The 17,701-nt window shown below is 58.7% G+C and carries 16 protein-coding genes; 9 read left to right on the top strand and 7 right to left on the bottom strand.

Translation table 11 applies throughout. The features are described from left to right. Nucleotides 1-44: 44 nt before the first annotated feature. Nucleotides 45-2,696: a sensor histidine kinase gene (locus BLU75_RS13770; RefSeq protein ID WP_084378157.1), complete on the top strand. Its 2,652-nt coding sequence runs from the start codon at nucleotides 45-47 to the stop codon at nucleotides 2,694-2,696. A 47-nt stretch (nucleotides 2,697-2,743) separates the two neighbouring features. Continuing rightward, nucleotides 2,744-3,439 carry a response regulator gene (locus BLU75_RS13765; RefSeq protein WP_084378158.1) on the top strand — a complete coding sequence of 232 codons (696 nt, stop codon included), beginning with the start codon at nucleotides 2,744-2,746 and terminating at the stop codon, nucleotides 3,437-3,439. Between the two features lie 23 nt (nucleotides 3,440-3,462). Here BLU75_RS13765 and BLU75_RS13760 read toward each other — a convergent pair whose 3' ends face one another. After that, nucleotides 3,463-4,500: a patatin-like phospholipase family protein gene (locus BLU75_RS13760; RefSeq protein WP_084378159.1), complete on the bottom strand. Its 1,038-nt coding sequence runs from the start codon at nucleotides 4,498-4,500 to the stop codon at nucleotides 3,463-3,465. A 217-nt stretch (nucleotides 4,501-4,717) separates the two neighbouring features. Between BLU75_RS13760 and BLU75_RS13755 the strand changes: the two genes are divergently transcribed. The 3 genes from BLU75_RS13755 (at nucleotide 4,718) to BLU75_RS13745 (ending at nucleotide 6,745) form a co-directional block, all read left to right on the top strand. After that, nucleotides 4,718-4,996, top strand: coding sequence for a hypothetical protein (locus BLU75_RS13755; RefSeq protein WP_084378160.1), 279 nt, complete (start codon nucleotides 4,718-4,720; stop codon nucleotides 4,994-4,996). A gap of 75 nt (nucleotides 4,997-5,071) precedes the next feature. Continuing rightward, nucleotides 5,072-5,833, top strand: coding sequence for a CHAD domain-containing protein (locus BLU75_RS13750; RefSeq protein WP_084378161.1), 762 nt, complete (start codon nucleotides 5,072-5,074; stop codon nucleotides 5,831-5,833). 114 nt (nucleotides 5,834-5,947) lie between these two features. After that, on the top strand, nucleotides 5,948-6,745 hold the full coding sequence (locus tag BLU75_RS13745; protein ID WP_084378162.1) for an acyl-CoA thioesterase: 798 nt from the start codon (nucleotides 5,948-5,950) through the stop codon (nucleotides 6,743-6,745). 7 nt (nucleotides 6,746-6,752) lie between these two features. Here the strand turns inward: BLU75_RS13745 and BLU75_RS13740 are convergent, their stop codons facing one another. The 3 genes from BLU75_RS13740 to BLU75_RS13730 form a co-directional block, all read right to left on the bottom strand. After that, on the bottom strand, nucleotides 6,753-7,115 hold the full coding sequence (locus BLU75_RS13740) for an Mpo1-like protein (protein ID WP_084378163.1): 363 nt from the start codon (nucleotides 7,113-7,115) through the stop codon (nucleotides 6,753-6,755). Nucleotides 7,116-7,289: 174 nt separating this feature from the next. After that, nucleotides 7,290-8,771: a methyl-accepting chemotaxis protein gene (locus BLU75_RS13735; protein WP_084378164.1), complete on the bottom strand. Its 1,482-nt coding sequence runs from the start codon at nucleotides 8,769-8,771 to the stop codon at nucleotides 7,290-7,292. A 96-nt stretch (nucleotides 8,772-8,867) separates the two neighbouring features. Then, nucleotides 8,868-9,674 carry a TatD family hydrolase gene (locus BLU75_RS13730; protein WP_084378165.1) on the bottom strand — a complete coding sequence of 269 codons (807 nt, stop codon included), beginning with the start codon at nucleotides 9,672-9,674 and terminating at the stop codon, nucleotides 8,868-8,870. 235 nt (nucleotides 9,675-9,909) lie between these two features. Here BLU75_RS13730 and BLU75_RS13725 point away from each other — a divergent pair, with 235 nt between their 5' ends. From BLU75_RS13725 to BLU75_RS13715, 3 genes are all read left to right on the top strand, one after another. Then, complete coding sequence (locus BLU75_RS13725) at nucleotides 9,910-11,328, top strand: MltF family protein (RefSeq protein WP_090221479.1); 1,419 nt, start codon at nucleotides 9,910-9,912, stop codon at nucleotides 11,326-11,328. A 103-nt stretch (nucleotides 11,329-11,431) separates the two neighbouring features. Beyond that, nucleotides 11,432-11,866, top strand: a complete 435-nt coding sequence (locus tag BLU75_RS13720) for a DoxX family protein (RefSeq protein WP_084378167.1) — start codon at nucleotides 11,432-11,434, stop codon at nucleotides 11,864-11,866. Nucleotides 11,867-12,290: 424 nt separating this feature from the next. After that, on the top strand, nucleotides 12,291-12,599 hold the full coding sequence (locus tag BLU75_RS13715; RefSeq protein WP_090221478.1) for a hypothetical protein: 309 nt from the start codon (nucleotides 12,291-12,293) through the stop codon (nucleotides 12,597-12,599). 9 nt (nucleotides 12,600-12,608) lie between these two features. On the opposite strand, the gene BLU75_RS13710 is transcribed toward BLU75_RS13715, so the two are convergent. From BLU75_RS13710 to BLU75_RS13700, 3 genes are all read right to left on the bottom strand, one after another. Then, nucleotides 12,609-14,261, bottom strand: coding sequence for a Gldg family protein (locus tag BLU75_RS13710; protein ID WP_331717132.1), 1,653 nt, complete (start codon nucleotides 14,259-14,261; stop codon nucleotides 12,609-12,611). 165 nt (nucleotides 14,262-14,426) lie between these two features. Next, complete coding sequence (locus BLU75_RS13705; RefSeq protein ID WP_084378170.1) at nucleotides 14,427-15,152, bottom strand: ABC-2 transporter permease; 726 nt, start codon at nucleotides 15,150-15,152, stop codon at nucleotides 14,427-14,429. Continuing rightward, nucleotides 15,149-16,075 (bottom strand): ABC transporter ATP-binding protein, encoded by a 927-nt coding sequence (locus tag BLU75_RS13700; RefSeq protein WP_084378171.1) that lies wholly within the window; start codon nucleotides 16,073-16,075, stop codon nucleotides 15,149-15,151. Before BLU75_RS13700 ends, BLU75_RS13705 begins: the two co-directional genes overlap by 4 nt. 313 nt (nucleotides 16,076-16,388) lie before the next feature. On the opposite strand from BLU75_RS13700, the gene BLU75_RS13695 reads away from it, so the two are divergent. Further along, a complete protein-coding gene (locus BLU75_RS13695; protein WP_084378172.1) occupies nucleotides 16,389-17,609 on the top strand; it encodes a flagellar biosynthesis protein FlhF in 1,221 nt (406 codons plus the stop codon). Nucleotides 17,610-17,701: the final 92 nt, after the last annotated feature.

Raw genomic sequence — 17,701 nt, 5'->3', positions numbered from 1 at the left:
ATTTTCATTGTGCCTGATTACATGACATCTGAAGGACACTTCCCATGAGCGACTCCGGCCGTGCCGATGCCCTGTTAGCCGACCTGCCGCGCAATGGCCGTGGCCGACTCAAAGTGTTCCTCGGCGCCGCGCCTGGCGTGGGCAAGACCTACGCCATGCTCCAGGCCGCCCACGCCCAACTGCGCCAGGGCGTGAAGGTGGTTGCGGGCGTGGTCGAAACCCATGGCCGTGCGGAAACCGAAGCCTTGCTCGGTGGTTTGCCGCAGCAGCCTTTGCAGCGTTCCGAATACCGGGGCGTGATGCTGGAGGAGATGGACCTCGACGGCGTGCTCGCCACCAAGCCCAAGCTGGTGCTGGTGGACGAACTGGCCCACAGCAATGCGCCCGGCAGCCGCCACGAAAAGCGCTGGCAGGACATTCAGGAACTGCTCGCCGCCGGCATCAACGTGTTCACCACGGTCAACGTCCAGCACCTGGAAAGTCTCAACGATCAGGTGCGGGGAATCACCGGGGTACAGGTGCGTGAAACCTTGCCTGACTGGGTGTTGCAGGAGGCGGATGAGCTGCTGTTGATCGACCTGCCATCCCGCGAGCTGTTGGAGCGCCTGCGCGACGGCAAGGTTTACGTGCCGGAACAGGCCCGTGCAGCCATTGATGCGTTCTTCACCCAGACCAACCTCATGGCCTTGCGTGAATTGGCGATGCAGACCGCCGCCGCTCATGTCGATAATGATTTGACCCAGGGTTATCGCCAACTCGGCCAGGCCGTGCCCACGGTGCGCGGGCGGCTGTTGGTGGGCGTCGACGGAGATGGCCAGGCGGAGCGCCTGGTGCGGCATGCCAGCCGTGTGGCGCAGCGCCGGCATTTGCCTTGGAGTCTGGTGCATGTCGACAACGGCCGTGCGCGCGACGAGCAATCGCGTCTGCGCCTGCAAAATGCCCAGCAACTGGCAGAGCGTCTGGGCGGTGAAGTGGTGTTGCTGCGTGCCGGTGAAGTGGCCAAGACCCTGATCCAGCACGCCGCCGAGCGCCGTGCGAGTCTGCTGTTGGTCGGACAATCGCGTCCGCGTTTGCGACGCAGGCTGTTTGGCGGTGGGCTCGCGGCGCGGCTGTTGCGCAATGCGCGCGGCCTGGAAATCAACGTGCTCGACAGCGACGATGTACCGGCGCCAGCGCGTTTGCCCAGCGTGCGTGGTTTTGTGTGGTTCGACTATGCACTGGCAGTGCTGGCAACCTTACTCGCCAGTGCGTTGGCGTGGGGGGTGTCGAGCCTGTTGGCGTTGCCCAATATTTCCCTGGTGTTCCTCGCCGCGGTGTTGCTGGTGGCGGTACGCAGTAGCCTGGGGCCCGCGCTGGCCTGCGCGGCGTTGTCGTTCCTGATCTATGACTTCCTGTTTATCCCGCCAAATTTCTCCTTCGCCATCCAGCGTGAGGAAGACGTGCTGACGCTGGTGTTTTTCCTGTTGATGGCGGCGTTGACCGGCAATCTGGCGGCTCGCCAGCGTCGGCAGTTGCAGGCGCTGCGTGACACTCAGGAAGAAACCAGCGAGTTGCTCGACCTGTCGCGCAAACTCACCGCCGCCACGGATCGCCAGGCCGTAATCAGTGCGGCGGCTCATCATCTGCAAGGCTGGAGCGACCTGCAGTTGTGCCTCGTCAACCGCGACGGGCAGGGCGCCTGGAAGATCGAAACGGGTGGCCCGATCACCTTTACCGAAGCCGAAAGCGCCGCCGCCGACTGGGCCTGGCAGCACGATCAACCGGCCGGCGTAGGCACCGGCACCTTGCCGCTTGGACGTTGGTGGTGGTGGCCGTTGTCCGGCGAAGAGGGACCGCTGGGCTTGCTCGGTGTCAGCCCCAAGGCGGGCCGGGAGTTGAGTGGCCAGCGCCGTCGCTTGCTTACCGCCCTGAGCCAGCCGTTGGCCCAGGCGTTGGCCCGCGCGCAGTTGGCCCAGGATCTGGAAGCGGCGCGCCTGCACGGCGAAACCGAACAACTGCGCAGCGCGTTGCTGGCCTCGGTGTCCCATGACTTGCGCACGCCGCTGACCTCGATGCGTGGCAGCATCGACAGTCTGTTGGCCCTGGGAGAAGCGATTCCCCTGGCAGATCGCCGAGAACTGCTGGAGGGCACCCGTGACGAAGCCGAACGTCTGGACCGCTACATCCAGAACCTGCTGGACATGACCCGTCTCGGCCACGGCGCCTTGAAGCTGGCGCGCGACTGGGTCTCTCCCGGTGATATCGTCGGCAGCTCCCTTGGCCGTTTACGCGCAGTGCTGGCACCGTTGCAAGTGAGCACCGAGGTACCGGCCGAACTGCCGTTACTCTATGTGCATGCGGCCCTGATCGAGCAGGCCTTGGTCAATGTGCTGGAGAACGCTGCACGGTTTTCGCCGCCCCACGGCCGCCTGCAATTGCGTGCTGGCGTGACTGAGCAGCAGGTGTTTTTTTCTGTCAGCGATGAAGGTTCGGGCATTCCGCAGGACGAGCGAGCGAAGATTTTCGATATGTTCTACACCGCCGCCAGGGGCGATCGTGGCGGGCAGGGCACCGGACTTGGCCTGGCCATTTGCCAGGGCATGGTTGGCGCCCATGGCGGGCATATCGACGTGGCCGAGGGGATTGACGGGCGGGGCACTTGCATCACTTTGCTGCTGCCGCTGCCGGCTCAGCCTGGCCTGGAAAGTGAACATTGATCGCGGTTGCGCTACTCTCTTTTTCTCACCGGTTTTGATGGAATAGCATGAGCCAGACTGCGACGATTTTGGTCATTGATGACGAGCCGCAGATCCGCAAATTCTTGCGTATCAGCCTGGTCTCCCAGGGTTATAAAGTGATCGAGGCTGCAAGCGGCAACGAAGGGCTGGCCCAGGCCGCGCTGAGCAAGCCGGACCTGCTGGTGCTGGACCTCGGTTTGCCGGACATGGATGGGCAACAGGTGCTGCGCGAATTTCGCGAATGGTCGACGGTGCCCGTGCTGGTGTTGTCGGTGCGCGCCAATGAACAGCAGAAGGTCCAGGCCTTGGACGGTGGCGCCAATGACTACGTGACCAAGCCTTTCGGTATCCAGGAGTTTCTTGCCCGGGTGCGGGCGTTATTACGCCAGGCGCCGGCCGGCGAGGCTCAGGAAGCCGCACTGCGCTTCGGCCCGCTGACCGTGGACCTGGCCTATCGCCGGGTTTTGCTGGACGGTGTCGAAGTGGCCCTGACGCGCAAAGAGTATGCGGTGCTGGCGCAACTGGCACGTCATCCTGGCCGGGTGATTACCCAGCAACAATTGCTCAAGGATATTTGGGGCCCGACCCATACCGAAGACAGTCATTACCTGCGGATCGTGGTGGGCCATTTGCGCCAGAAACTCGTGGACGACCCGACCCAGCCACGGTTCATCGTGACCGAAGCGGGGGTTGGGTATCGATTGTTGAGTGCGCAGGCCTGACATTTGTACGCGCCGCCTCACCCCTACAACTGCTCGCGCTCATACCGATCCAGCGTATCACTGGCCACCTCACGACCCAGGGCGATCAACTCCGGCGCCTTGTAGAACTCGAAAAAACGGCACACCCGCTTAGGCACGTTGATCAGCACATCCGGTGGGTAGCCCGCGATCTTGTATTGCGCCAACGATGTTTGCATCACCTCGAAGCTCTGGTTGATCAAGTCCAGCAGCGAGGCGGGCCCCACGGTATCTATGATGAATGAACCTGTCGCCGACTTGGGCGTGCCGGCTTCTTCCGGAGCGGCGGCCGGTTGCTGGGATTCAGGTTCGGCGCCGTCCAGCCACGGTTTGATGTCGGCCGCCTGGGCCAGCAGCGCTTCCTTTTCCAGCGCCAACAGTTGCTCGGCCTGTTTGCGGCGGAATGGCAGGTGCGCGCCCAATGACTGCACCAGATTGTCGAAGCGACTTTTGAACGCCGGGGGACGTTGGATCACTGGCAGTTTGTAGTGCTTTTGATTCGTGGCGTTGAGGTTGACCGCGATGATCAGGTCGCAATGGCTGGACACAACCGGCACGATGGGCAGCGGGTTCAACAGGCCACCGTCCACTAGCATGCGATTGCCCTGCATCACCGGCGTGAACAGGCTGGGAATCGCCGCCGAGGCTCGCATGGCCTGATGCAGGCAACCTTCCTGAAACCAGATTTCCTGTTGGTTGGTCAGGTCCGTGGCCACGGCCGTGTACGGGATGCGCAATTCTTCGATATTGACCTCGCCGACGATCTTGCGGATCTGCCCGAAGACCTTTTCACCGCGTATCGCCCCCAGGCGAAAGCTGACATCCACCAGGCGCAGCACATCCAGGTAGTCCAGGCTTTCGATCCAGTTTCGATAGTCCTGGAGCTTGCCGGCGGCATAGATCCCTCCGACCACGGCGCCCATGGAGCAACCGGCGATGCATGCAATGTCATAGCCGCGTCTTTCGATCTCTTCGATCACGCCGATATGGGCATAGCCCCGTGCACCCCCGGAGCCCAGGACTAACGCAACACGTTTTTTCATGACCCTATCCTTCGTCAAACAGGTGTCCACAATGCACCCATCAAGGGAACGGCTTCAATCCCAATTGGCCAGAGCGATTATTTTCGTAAATCGAATTGTTTGCTCGGGTATGCTCTGGCGCCTGGCATCGTCCATTTCTCGCGGTGCGAGAAGGCACTTTTCGATGTAGGCAACGTCTACATCCCACGACTGTTTTTCTTTTCTTGAGGTGTCATTGATGAAAGCCTGGATGTGTTTGCCTGTGATCGTGCTGGCGCTGGCCGGTTGTGCCGGTAAAACTGCCTATCGCGACAGTTGCGGCAGCCAGTTGGACGCCGCCTGGCAGGAACTGGACCTGGCCAAGGCCGAAGGTTTTGCGGGCACCGTCAGCTACTCCAAAGCCTTGTCCTTGTTGACCGGCGCCAAGACGCAGCAGCAATTCGAAGCGTTCGAGGGGTGCACCAAAAAAGCCGAAAAAGCCCGCTTCTATATCCGCGAATCCCGCGCCGGCCGTTGATCGTGGTCAGCGGTAATCGTCTGGGTGGAGTGGGGCGCGGTTCGACTGCGCCCCAATTTTGACAGGGGAAGTACTATGTCTGCGCTGGTCGATCAGTTAGTCGCTCAGATCATTGGCCTGGAAGTCGGATTATTGAGTTGCCAGGCGCGCCTTGCCGCTGTGACGGATGATGAGGCGTTGCACGATCTGCGTACCACGGTGCGGCGTCTGCGCAGCCTGTTGCGGCCTTTGCGCGGTTTACCTGGTGTCGAGCAGCTTGAGAGCGCCGCCAGGGCGGTTGGTCAATTGACCACCCCGCTGCGTGACCGCGAAGTGCTGGCGGCCTATCTCCAGCAACATGACTATGCAGAAGCGGCTGCCCGGCGGATGCGCCAGCAGCCGAACGCCTACCGGCAGGTCGCCGCAAGCCCGGAGCTGGCGCAGCTGCTACTGATCCTCGGTGCGTTCCCCAGATTTATCCGTGCGTCCCAGCATCAGCATCTGCTCAAGGGCCTGCGTGCGCGCATCGAAAAGCGTTTGGCCAAGCAATGGCAGAAGCTCGATGCTGCATTGGATGATCCCGACCACGATCGCCACCGCCTGCGGCTGTTGATCAAGCGCGTGCGTTACGCGGCCGAGGCCTACCCGCAGCTGGGGAAATTGCCTGCGAAAGCGATGTCCCGCCTCAAGTCTGCCCAAGGTGCACTGGGGGACTGGCACGATTGCTGGCAATGGTTGGCGCAGGCCGGGCATCAAGCGGATCTACAGCCGTGCGTTGCGGTCTGGCACCGAACGATGGCCGAGGCTGAAGGAAGAGCGGACAGAGTGCTGGATAAGCTCGCCGCCGACTGCTTCTGACGTTGCCTTTCGGAGGACGGCTTATCTGTCCCGGACTTTGTCCGGAATAAGCGCTGTGTCTGACGGGAGCGCTGGGTAAGATCGCCCAATCGATTTTCCTGATGTGAGGTCGCCATGCGCTTTAGTGATTTGCTCGACGCTGTCCGTCGCAATCCGTTGGACGTGTCCGTTCCGCCTGAGTGGGCTCAGGGACGCGCCACGTTCGGCGGTCTGGTCGCAGCCTTGCAATATGAGGCCCTGCGCGCTCAAGTGCCGGATGACCGCCCGCTGCGCTCATTGGCCATTACCTTTGTCGGGCCGGTGGCGCCAGACGTTTCTGCGAGTTACCAAGTCGAAGTGTTGCGCGAGGGCAAGGCCGTCAGCCAGTTGCTCGGCCGTGTCGTGCAGAACGCTGAAGTCATGACATTGGTGCAAGCCAGCTTTGGCGCGTCACGAACCTCGGAAATCGACGTGGAGGCGCTGCCCGCGCCGCCATTCAAGCATTGGGACGAATGCCAGGAACTGCCCTATATCAAAGGCGTGACCCCCGAGTTCATGCGCCATTTGGCGATGCGCTGGAGCGTCGGCGGCCTGCCATTTACCGGCAACAAATCCCGTGACATGGGCGGTTGGGTGCGTTTGCGTGGCGATGTGAAAGAAGAGCCGCTGACCGAAGCGCATATCCTCGCGTTGGTCGATGCGTGGCCGCCAGCCTTGCTGCCGCACCTGAACAAACCCGCACCGGGCAGTACCTTGACCTGGACCATTGAATTCATCCAGCCGTTGCAGTCACTGAGCACGCTGGACTGGTGCCAATATCATGTCGAGATCGAACATGCCCGCGACGGATACGGTCACGCTGCGGCCGCGCTGTGGGGGCCTGATGGGCAACTGATCGCGATCAGCCGCCAGACCGTCGTGGTATTCGCCTGACCGAGTGTCAGCGCCGAGGGTGCTGACGCCATGCTTGCCACCAGCCACCGCTCAGGACAAAGCGCGGAAACGTCAGAAACTGCTCAACCACCAAGCGCTGTACCGCGTCTTTTGGATCACTGAACGGCTCGCTGGCCTGGGCTTCCAGGCTATGGCCATGACGTTGCAGCGCCAGGCCGGCCAGTACGCCGACCACGCCGATGGCAAGACTCGCCAGACTCAAGCTGAACACCCCCGACACAATCAGCAGAAACCCGATGATGAACAAGGGTACGGCAATCAGGTGCAACACCAGATTGGTCGGGTGCTGATGGTTCTGCGGGTAGGCGCGCCATTGCCAGGCGGGGAGATTCGGATGACGTTTGCCCATGGTGGTGAATCCTCTGTCCGTTGAAACGCGATACACAGAGTTTAGGTCGAGTGAGGGACGGCGGCGAATTGCGGTTGGCTATGGAGGGGATAGGTTTTTAAGGTCGCAAAGTGGCCCACGCTGACCGGCAAACCAGAAACCCTCTGTAGGCCCTGGCTTGCCGGTCAAAGGCGCTTACAGCTTGAGTTGCCCAATCGCCTTGTTCAACTCGCCAGCAAGGATCGCCAATTCGTTGCTGGTGGTTGCTGAGTCCACGGTCTGCTGCACGGTGTTTTCAGTGACATCACGAATGCTCACCACCGCGCGGTTCATCTCTTCGGCGACATGGCTTTGCTGTTCGGCGGCGGCCGCGATTTGCGTATTGCTCTCGCGCATCTGGGCTACGGCGTCGGTGATTTCGACGAGTGAGGCACTTGCTTCCTGGGCTTGCTGTACACAGTCGTCAGCCTTGAAGGAACTCTCCTGCATGAAGTCCACCGCGTCCCGGGTGCCGGCTTGCAATGCCGAGACCATGCGGGTGATTTCATCGGTGGAGTTTTGCACCCGCTTGGCCAGGTTGCGTACTTCGTCGGCGACTACCGCAAAACCCCGGCCCATTTCTCCGGCGCGGGCGGCTTCGATGGCGGCGTTGAGGGCCAAGAGATTGGTCTGTTCGGCGATGCTATGGATGACGCTGACCACCCCGTTGATTTTCTGGCTGTCCTCGGCCAGTTTCTGAATCATCTCGGCTGTTTGCTGGACGCCGGTGGACAGTCCGGCGATCGAGCGCTGCACCCGGCCGACGACTTCCTGTCCGCTGCCAGCCAGGGTGTCGGCGGTCTGGGACAGGTCGCGGGTGGCGCCGGCATGCTGCGCGATGTGATGCACGGTGGCGGTCATTTGATTGATGGCGGTGGCCGCTTGATCGGTTTCGCTTTGCTGGCCGAGCATGCCGTGCTGCACCTCGTTCATGCTGCTGGCCAGGCGCGCCGCGCCTTCATCCAATTGCTTGGCGGTGCGCGCCACGGTATTGACCACCCGTTGATAGCCTGCCTGCATGGCGTTGAAAGCACTGGCCATCTGCCCGACCTCGTCCTTGCACGCCAAGGGCACGTGGGCTGACAGGTCACCGGTTTCTTCCACGTGCAGCATCACGTCTTTCAAGGTGTTGAGTTGGCTGAGCAGAAAACGGATCAACAGCTGCGAGGCGCAGAGCATCGCCAGCATCAGAATCAGTACCGCCACCGCATACTGGGTGAAGCGCTCGGTGAAGACCTGGCTCAGGCTTGGCCCGTAAGCCAGTACCGCGACGTGTTGGTCGTCGGGGCGTGATATCACTTCGGCGCCGAGCAACAGGTTTTCGCCGAACAAGGGCAGATGGCTGAACTCGACCCAGCCGTTGGCACCGCTCAGGGCTGACAGGTCTTGATCCGCGGATTCGGGGGCCTGCCCACGGGTGAAGGCCAGCCAGTGTTCACCCTTGGGCAGCGATTGCCCGGCGGGCCAGGCAGCGAGCAGGCGCGCCTGGGTTTGCGCCGAGGCTTGGGCGGCGTGGCTGCGGGCCTGTTGTTCGAGCTGCACGGCGTACAGCACCAAGAGCAGGGTGGTGATGAACGCGACCGCATTCACGGCCCAGAATTTGTACTTCAGCGAGATGTTGCTAAGCCAGGCACCCATATAAGGTTTTCTCTGATAGCGGAAACAGCATTGGCAAGGTGCCATTATTGTGCCGCTATTCAGGAATGCGGTGTTGATATGGGTCAATGCGCCGCGTCAATCCGGCACGGGTAATCCGAAAAAGGCCCGGGCGCAGGCGGTCGTGTGTTGCGCCAGGTCTTCGAGGCTTTCTGCTCGATGCAAGGCTACTTCACGCAAGACTTCCGGCAGATAGGCCGGTTCGTTGCGACCTTTTTTTGGCTTGGGGCGCAAGGTTCGCGGCAATAGGTAAGGCGCATCGCTCTCCAGCATCAGGCGGCCACGGGGAATTTCCCTGACAAGCGGGTGCAGATGCGTCCCACGTCGCTCATCGCAGATCCAGCCAGTGATACCAATATGCAGGTCAAGGTCCAGATAGCTGAACAGCGCACGCTGTTCGCCGGTGAAGCAATGCACCACGGCGGCGGGCAGGCGATCACGATAGTCGCGCAGAATGTCCAGGAGCCGTTGCTCAGCGTCCCGTTCATGGAGAAACACCGGTAACTGGAGTTCGACCGCCAGCGCCAGATGCGCTTCGAGGACTTTTTCCTGCTGGGGACGTGGCGAGAAATCGCGGTTGAAGTCCAGTCCGCATTCGCCGACCGCTCGCACCCGGCGCGCGTTGAGTAGCTCGCGCAGCCGACGCTCGCTATCGGCGTTCCAGTCGCTGGCGGAGTGCGGATGAATGCCGGCGGTGCAGAACAATCGCTGAGCGCTTTCGTCCCGTTGCTGACACAGTTCCAGCGCTTGTTCACTGCCTTCGACGCTGGTACCGGTCAAGACCAACTGGCTGACCCCGGCGGCGTAGGCGCGGTCGAGCACAGCCTGGTGCTTGTCGTCAAAACTTGAGTTGGTCAGGTTGACGCCAATATCAATGAGTTGCATGGTGCTACCTCCGCCTGCGGCCGGAAAGCATATCAGAGCTGCGGATGTATAAGAAAAGCCAAGAACTACAATGCGTTATCGCTGTCTTTGAAGTTCGCAGGTGGCGCAGAGATTGGCCCGTTGGCGTGTGCTGTGCCAACCTTGCGTCCAAAATCTGCGCTCACAGCGCTCTGTTTCTGTCCCTCAATGTCTCGTTTTACGTGGTGCAATGGGCAGTTTTCTTTCCGGAGAACGGATGATCCGATCCTCAGCGTTGCTCATGTTGTGCCTGATGCTGCTGCCCATGGCGGCGGTTGCGCGCCTGGACGGGCCGCTGGAAGTGATCAAGCCCGGCAAGGTGCGCGACCTGGCAGAAATTCGCGGCAGCCGTACCTTGCGAGTATTGGTCAACCAGAGCCGCAACAGCTCGGGTGAAGTCCGGGGGCAGGCGATAGGCGTTGAGTATCGCCGCCTGCGGGCTTTCGAGCACTATCTGAACGGCCGTGCCCGTGCCGGACAGGAAATCCGACTCAAGATCATCCCGAAAGCCAAGGACCAGCTATTAGGCGCGCTGGCCCGTGGAGAAGGTGATCTGGTGGCTCCCGGTGAACTGTTGGATGTGGCGGCGGCGCACAAGATCATGAGCAGTGAGCCGATTGTCAGAGACGTGCCTCTCTGGCTGGTGGGCCGCAAAGGTGGACGACGTTTTACCCGCCCGGAGCAGTTGTCCGGGCGCACTGTGGCGCTGACCACTGGCAGTGCGGCGGGGGAGGCGGTGAACCAGCTCAATCAAAAACTGGCATTGCGCAAATTGCCACCGGTCAAGGTGGAGTGGGTGGATCCCAGTCTTGGGGTGGAAGATGTGCTGGAGATGGTTCACGCCGGGATCTTCAACCTGACCATCGTCGAGCGCCCGATTGCCGAGCGCTGGTCGAAAGTCCTGCCCAAGTTGCGCTTTGATCGGCAGGTGCGGATCAGTGAGCCGGGCGCGCAGTACTGGTTTGTACGTCAGGAAGCCTCGATGTTGCGGGCGAGCATCGACCGTTTCCTGAAAACCTACAAGACTCCAGCCGATCTCGACGTGGCCTTTCAACGTATTTACCGTCGTCTCTATCGCGTGCGCAATCCCCTGGTGCGGGCGGATCGTCAGCGTCTGGAGAAACTGCGCCCCGTATTGCAGAAACATGCTCGCGAACAAGGTATGGATTGGCTGAACCTGGCGGCGCTGGCCTACAAGGAATCATCCCTGAATCCCCGCGCGAACAGCGGCAAAGGCCCCAGGGGCCTGATGCAGATCACGCCGTCGGCGGCTCAGCGGGTGGGGGTCAACAACATCCGTTCGCTGGACAGTAATGTGCGGGCCGGGGCGCGTTACCTGGCAATGATCCGACGCAAGTTTTTCGCCAGTCCCAAGCTCAACGAACGCGAGCGCATGGCCTTTGTCCTGGCGGCTTACAACATGGGGCCGGAACGTGTGCAAGGTATGCGTGCCGAGGCGCGACGCAGGGGCTTGAACCCGAATCAGTGGTTCTTTCAGGTTGAACGCATTGCCATGGAGCAGGTGGGAATGGGCGCCGTCAGCTATGTTAATAGTGTCAATAAATACTATCTGGCGTTTGATCGTGAACGAACCACTCTGGAGCCATCCGCGGCAAAAAGGATTTCCCGTAAGTAATCGATAAATTCGATGTTTATAACGAGGTTTTTCGCCTTTAATCATTGCCTAAACTGATTAATATAGCGGCCAACCCACTCCTATATCGAAAAGGATTATCAACATGAGCCCAATGATCAAAAATGTTTTGTCCACGCGTGCAGGCTACGGTCTGACGGTGCTGCGAATTTTCGTCGGCATCATTTTCGCTGCCCACGGTTCGCAGAAGCTCTTTGGCTGGTTTGGCGGTGGCGGCCTGGCGGGTACGGCGCAGTGGATGGAAAGCATCGGTCTGGCGCCAGGCAGCTTGATGGCGTTGCTGTCGGGCGGTACGGAGTTTTTCGCCGGGCTGGCATTGATCATCGGTCTGTTGGCACGTCCTGCGGCCCTGGGATTGGTGATTGTTTCGCTGGTCGCGATTTTCGCGGTGCATATCAGTAACGGTTTGTTCATGGCGAACAACGGTTATGAGTTCGCCCTGGCCTTGTTGGGCGGTAGCGTTGCGGTGTTGTTCGAAGGTGCCGGCAAACTGTCTGCCGACCGCGCCATCGCCGATTGAGGGACGGCAAGACCCTCCTTGTGCGCAATGCTGTTCATTTAAGACTGAAGCCTCTTGTGGCAAGGGGCTTAAGGTTTTTGTAGGAGCGAGCTTGCTCGCGAAAAACGTCAACGATCACGCGTGTTTCCTGAATAAACGCGGCGCCTATGAGTGCTTCGCGAGCAAGCTCGCTCCTACAAAAATCTAAATAGGGCTTGCCGGAATACCGTATCGCCCCCTCGCCACAGCGGATTCTTGACACTGCCCTATCGGCTTCTCTAGGATGTTGCTCATGCGCCGATTTAAACAGCTAATTGCGGGGCGCCACAGGTGACTCATTACAGTCCCGACAGAAACCTGATCCAGGTTTCGAAATACCGCTAAAGCGCTGGTTCGGTGTTGCCTCTCACCTGCCCGCAGACTTTTGAGGCAGAGACACGACACGATGAATGCACTACGACCTCTTGTACGCCTGGCCCCTATCACTGCGGGCCTCACTCAGCGCAATCCGAAAATCCTCCTGGGCGGTAAACACCAGCCGACGCTATTGCGTTACCTGGATGGCTGGCCCCGCCGCACCGGCCGCCCTTCGGCCTTTCTGATCCAGTTTGTCGAAGACGGGGATTCCCTTGCGCGTTTTGCCACCGACAGTTTTGACCTGGCGGTGATTCAGGCGCCCAGTGCCGTGGATGCCGACGCGTTCATCCGACACCTGACCCGAGTCGCGCGCCAGGGTTTGATTACGCGCCGCTAGCCGGGACGCTCAGTAGAACGCTGCCGCAGGTGGATGTTGACGACGTCCGCGAACCAGCAAGATCCCCACGCCGAGCAAGCTCACTATCAACGGCACCGGCAGGATGGTGAGCAGCTTCACCTTGAACTCGAACTGACGGACGTTACGGTATACCTCGTTCCTCAACGCGTGCAGCTCCATGGGCAAGCGCAAGCGTTCTTTGTTGAGCGCTTGCAGCAAGGGGTTTGACGTCGCGGCTTGAGTCCCGAATGACAGGGCTGATGAGGTCAGTGACTGCCATTCTTTTTCCGTCTGATCCAGGCGTCGCGCCAGAGGGGCTGCCTGTTCTCGATAAGCGCGCTCAGCCTCGTTGCGCAATTTTCCCAGGCGTTTTGCAGGGCCTTGAATCCTTGCTTGAGGGCGGATAACCATCAGCGTGTCGGGGGCAGACAGGTTGTCGAGGATGTTCAAGACAAACGTGGCGTTATCCGGAAGCGGCTTTTTTTGCCCGGCGCTGTTTCGTACCGAAGTCCAGACGCGATCACTGAGCAGGTCGGTGTCGGCAACCACCACCACATGGATATCAGCGGCTTTGTGCAAGGTGGGCTTGTGTCCGTCGGTCCCGTCAGAAAATGCGGCATACGCGGGGCCTTGAACCCGGGCTGCGAGCACATGATGCTGGCCGCGAGTGGCTGCTTCCTGGATCAACGAATCGAAAGTCTCTGGCTGGGCAAAGCGGTCAACCCCGAACAGCGTCGCTTGGCCGGAGCTCTGGAGCAACGGGGTGAACCTGGTGCGGCTGTTCTTGCGCGGTGTGAGTGCGCCCGAACTCAACAGTCTGACGTTGTGCAGTTTCCGGGTACTGATGTCGTTTTGCGCCAGCGCCTCGCTGGGAAGTGTGAGGGCGCCGGGATGAAGCACCGGTGACGATCCGTCACCCAGAATGGCTGGCGTCGCGTACAGCTTGTCGGCCAGTACTTTGTCCATCGGCATCTGCACACCCCACGCGGCCAGTAAACCGTCCAGCCTGGAAGGCGAGGAGGGCGCCGTGGTGATTGAATTCCCCTCGCTCATGGGGTCGATAAACATCAGCAACTTGCCGCGTCTCAACACAAATTGCTCAATTGCAACCAGGGTGTTCTCGGGTAGTCGAGTCGGCTGAACGACCATCAACGTTTTTACGTGTTCGGGAATGCGCTGAGTGTCCTGGCCAAGGCTCATGAGGTTGAACTGCCGGCGAATTTCATCCAGTACCTGCCACGCGGGCACGAGTTGTCGGCTCTGCTCGTCGCGTCGGCTATCGATGGGCAATCCGGATATCAGCCCGACCACCGGCTGTTCCGTACGGACCACATGATGAATCAGGCGGCTGATTTCATATTCCAGAAATACCTCTTGATCGAGCCCGAGCCATTCTATTCGCTGCGGTTCACGATTTGCGCTACTGCCCACCAAGCCCAGGAAGCCTTGTTTGCCATCCAGCCCCAGTAATCCTGCCTTGTAGGCATCTTCCGAAAACGGCGCGGGATCAACTAGATTGAGAGTGATTTTGCCCCTTGCTGCGTTTTCATATTCCTTGAGCAGGGTGGTCACGCGCTCGACCTTTTTCTTCAGGTCCTGATTGTTTTGCGCAGAGGAATTAAAAAAATACAGATCCACCGGGTTTTCAAGTGCAGCAAGCATGGCTTTTGTGGTGGTGGACAGGGAGTGAATCTTATTGTTTGACAGGTCCAGGCGTAGAGTTGGCAGCTTCAACGCCCATACCAAATTGAAGGCAAGAAAAAGTAGAGCGATGACCGCAAGCGTCATGCCAAAACGTATTGAGTTCTTCATCAGGCTATTCCGTTCTCAGACTTTTCTGTAGTTCAGCGTGACGTTTGTCGCGGCGAGAAAAACCAAGATCAGGCTTGCGAAGTATAACAAGTCATGCAACGTCAGAAGACCCGAGTCGATAGTATTGAAACGTATTGACGGGCTAAGTTCGGTCAAGCTGTCAATGATCCAGATCGGAGTTTGATGATCCATTGCATCAATCATTGAAAATAAAATGCTGGTAGTCATCAATAATGCACAGGTGGAACCTAGAATGATCAGGCGCTGGTGAGTCAAGACACAGATAAAGCCGCTCGCGGAAAGGTAAGCCCCGGACAATAACCAGCTTCCCAGGTATTGAACGAGGATGACGCTGTCATTTGCAGTGCCCAGATAGTTAATGGTAATCAGGAGCGGGAAAGTTAATAACAGCGTAAGGCCACAGATTGTCCAGGCCGCGAGGAATTTTCCCAATGTCAGTTCAAGTGCCGTGACAGGTAGCGAATAAAAAAAATTCAGCGAGTCTGCTTTATGTTCGTCCGACCAGAGCTGGGTGGAAATAACCGGGATCAAGAACAGGTACAGCCACGGGTGATACTGAAAGAAAGCGTGTAAATCCGTTTGGTTTTGTTCAAGAAAGTTGCCTGCATGGAAACCGAGCACCGCGTTGGCTATGACGAACACGGCGATGCTGAAATAGGTGAGTGGCAGGCACAGGTAGTTGTTGAGCTGGCGTTTGAATATGACGGGCAAAAGTTTCAATTTGGCGCCTCCTGGCTCAATTGGTGGATGACGTCGCTCAGCCGGTCCGGCTCAAGGGTCAACCTGTTTATTTTCCAGCGGCGGTTAGCGATCAGGGTGTTGATGTGGGGGTAAATGATCTGCCCCGGCATCGCCAGCACCGTGACACTACCCGGCGAAACCCGGTCCTCTTCTATACCTGCTACTCCGGGCAGTACCGCCAGCGCCAGCAGATCCAATGGGCCATCGGCCGCCAGTGTGACTGCCTGGTGGTGGCGGGAGCTGCGTTGCAGCTCCTGCAGCGGGATATCCGCCAGTAACCTGCCTTCGCCCAGCACCAGCGCACGGCTGCAAATGCTCGACACTTCCTCGGGGTTTCGGGACGCCGTAACGACAGTCATTTCTTGCGCCAGGGACTTGATGAGTATTCTTATTTTGTGTTTTTGCGACGCATCGAGCCCTTCTGTAGGCTCATCCAGCAGCAGCAGTTTTGGGTCGTGCAAAATGGCTTGGGCAAGCGCCACCTTGCGCCTTAATCCTGGGGGCAATGTTTCCAAGGGCGAATTCAGTGCTTGCCAAAGTTCCAGTCGGGCGACCGCACGGTCGACCATTTTGCGTTTATCGATGCCGCGCAAGCCGCGAACCTCGGCAATGAAAGTCAGGAATGCCTTTACTGTCATGGTGCTGTGGCTAAGTGTGGATTCGGGTTGATAGCCGATTATTTTTCTCGCGTGCAACGGCTGTGTAGAGATATCAAATCCGGATATTTTTATGCTGCCCGAAGACCGCGGGATTGATCCTGACAACAAGTTGATCAGCGTGCTTTTACCCGCACCGTCATGTCCGAATAGTCCCACGCACTCTTGGTGCTGGACACGCAAAGTGAGGTCGTTGATAACGACCGATCTACCTCTTTTTTTTGTTAGATTTGTTATCTCGATCATTGTGCCTTTCTACTTGATTAAGTGTGCCAAGGCTCACAGTGTTGGCGAGCGCCTCGAGGAGCCTGCCTAAGCAGCGTGTGAAGTGTCGAAGTTGAAAGCTGAAACGTATTCGGCAGAGGATTTGAATATTCGTTTGTAAAAAAATAGTACGTTCAGTGGGGGATTTTGGGAACGTTGAAATGAGCGAATAAGGTAAGTCCTACATGGCGTTTGATCACGCCCTGAAACAATTGCACGGTTCTTGATGCTCTAGCGATTTCGAACCTGTAAATCTTGTGTATTTGAAGTATTGCCGTAACGGAGCCCGAATTTCATGATGCTTCTACGTACTCTTGTTCTTGAACAGTCTGGCCATGGCACCCCGGTCAACGGTGCGCTGCTCTGTTGTTTCGCTATTCCGCAAATAGCGTCAAATTATCTTGCTTATAGCCTGGATGAAGAAATGGAACCCGGAAGTGCCCGGGTTTACATGGCGGCGTTGCGTAAAAAATCAGAGAGGTATTTTCTTGGAAGTATCGATTCCCGGGATGATCTGCAGATAGCGATGCGTGTCTTCAAGCAAATCCTGACCTTGGCCGCGGCGTCCGGAACCAAGGACGGCAACGTCGCCGGGCCTCAAGTGCCGTACCACTTCATAGACCTGAAAGGCAGCAAATTGCCTCCCGCAAGACCCGAAGATCATCATTCGTTGATGATCAAGAAAGCGCTGGTGATGAAGGTGATCACCCTGGGCACTTCTGTTATCGGTCTGCCAGCTATCGAAAGCTCGGAATTGATTGTTCCGTCGATTCGCTTTTCCTCAAAAATGGTCACGCCGCTCAAGGCTGAAGATCGTCGTGAGGCACCCACACCCGCATTGCTTGAGGCGCAGCAAGCGCCGATGAGCGTAGCGGTGGCGCCACCCGTTGATGAGGTGCCGCCTGCCGCGATTGAGCCAACGGTGCCGGTGGTGAAGGAGGTATCAGCGCCACCTGCCACGCCAGATCAGTCAGATGCTACAGCGGCTCATGCCAAGCCATTCGCCCCCGCAGCCAAAGAGGATCAGGCCTGTCTGTTCGAGGTCGACAGTACGCTGGCCAACCTCGCCCGGGTGGCTCAGGAGTTGACGCAGCAGAAGCTTGCGGTGCTCAAGCAACAGGAAGAACTTGAGCAATTGCGTGGTCAACTGGAACGGGAAAAAGCCGCTTTAGACTGCTCAAGCCAACACGCGATTGAACAGGATGCTGCCATGCAGCAGATCGCCCGATCGTTGAGTGAGCGTGAAGAAGCATTGATCCATGGCACCCAAGTACAGCAGGCCGAGCAGCGTCGCCTGGAAGATTGGGCTCGGCAGCTGGAGAGTGAGTCGTTCAGGCTGCAGGCGCTTGATCTGGACATTCGCCAACAACAGGAGCAAGTATCGACGGGGTTCATTCAAGTATCAGGCATCAGGGACAACTTGAAGACACTGCTTTTTCGCCTGGATGAAACCCTGGTCCCCGTTGCAAATGAGCCTAACCAGATCAAGAGTGCCACGAGTCCATCTGACGCCTGAGTGCAGACGGTCTGACCACTCGGTTGCCCCGGCCGCGTTATCAGGTCTGGCTACTTTCTTGAGTTCATTTATCATCTGACTCCGCCAATCGG

Source organism: Pseudomonas mucidolens, assembly GCF_900106045.1.
Taxonomy (GTDB): Bacteria; Pseudomonadota; Gammaproteobacteria; order Pseudomonadales; family Pseudomonadaceae; genus Aquipseudomonas; species Aquipseudomonas mucidolens.
Note: the sequence above shows the minus strand (reverse complement) of the source record. Positions and strands in the feature narration are given on the sequence as shown.

Bases quoted from the DNA above. Each gene is read 5' to 3' on its own strand.
- BLU75_RS13770 (WP_084378157.1), top strand. From the start codon at position 45: ATGAGCGACTCCGGCCGTGCCGATGCCCTGTTAGCCGACCTGCCGCGC.
- BLU75_RS13765 (WP_084378158.1), top strand. From the start codon at position 2,744: ATGAGCCAGACTGCGACGATTTTGGTCATTGATGACGAGCCGCAGATC.
- BLU75_RS13760 (WP_084378159.1), bottom strand. From the start codon at position 4,500: ATGAAAAAACGTGTTGCGTTAGTCCTGGGCTCCGGGGGTGCACGGGGC.
- BLU75_RS13755 (WP_084378160.1), top strand. From the start codon at position 4,718: ATGAAAGCCTGGATGTGTTTGCCTGTGATCGTGCTGGCGCTGGCCGGT.
- BLU75_RS13750 (WP_084378161.1), top strand. From the start codon at position 5,072: ATGTCTGCGCTGGTCGATCAGTTAGTCGCTCAGATCATTGGCCTGGAA.
- BLU75_RS13745 (WP_084378162.1), top strand. From the start codon at position 5,948: ATGCGCTTTAGTGATTTGCTCGACGCTGTCCGTCGCAATCCGTTGGAC.
- BLU75_RS13740 (WP_084378163.1), bottom strand. From the start codon at position 7,115: ATGGGCAAACGTCATCCGAATCTCCCCGCCTGGCAATGGCGCGCCTAC.
- BLU75_RS13735 (WP_084378164.1), bottom strand. From the start codon at position 8,771: ATGGGTGCCTGGCTTAGCAACATCTCGCTGAAGTACAAATTCTGGGCC.
- BLU75_RS13730 (WP_084378165.1), bottom strand. From the start codon at position 9,674: ATGCAACTCATTGATATTGGCGTCAACCTGACCAACTCAAGTTTTGAC.
- BLU75_RS13725 (WP_090221479.1), top strand. From the start codon at position 9,910: ATGATCCGATCCTCAGCGTTGCTCATGTTGTGCCTGATGCTGCTGCCC.
- BLU75_RS13720 (WP_084378167.1), top strand. From the start codon at position 11,432: ATGAGCCCAATGATCAAAAATGTTTTGTCCACGCGTGCAGGCTACGGT.
- BLU75_RS13715 (WP_090221478.1), top strand. From the start codon at position 12,291: ATGAATGCACTACGACCTCTTGTACGCCTGGCCCCTATCACTGCGGGC.
- BLU75_RS13710 (WP_331717132.1), bottom strand. From the start codon at position 14,261: ATGCTTGCTGCACTTGAAAACCCGGTGGATCTGTATTTTTTTAATTCC.
- BLU75_RS13700 (WP_084378171.1), bottom strand. From the start codon at position 16,075: ATGATCGAGATAACAAATCTAACAAAAAAAAGAGGTAGATCGGTCGTT.
- BLU75_RS13695 (WP_084378172.1), top strand. From the start codon at position 16,389: ATGATGCTTCTACGTACTCTTGTTCTTGAACAGTCTGGCCATGGCACC.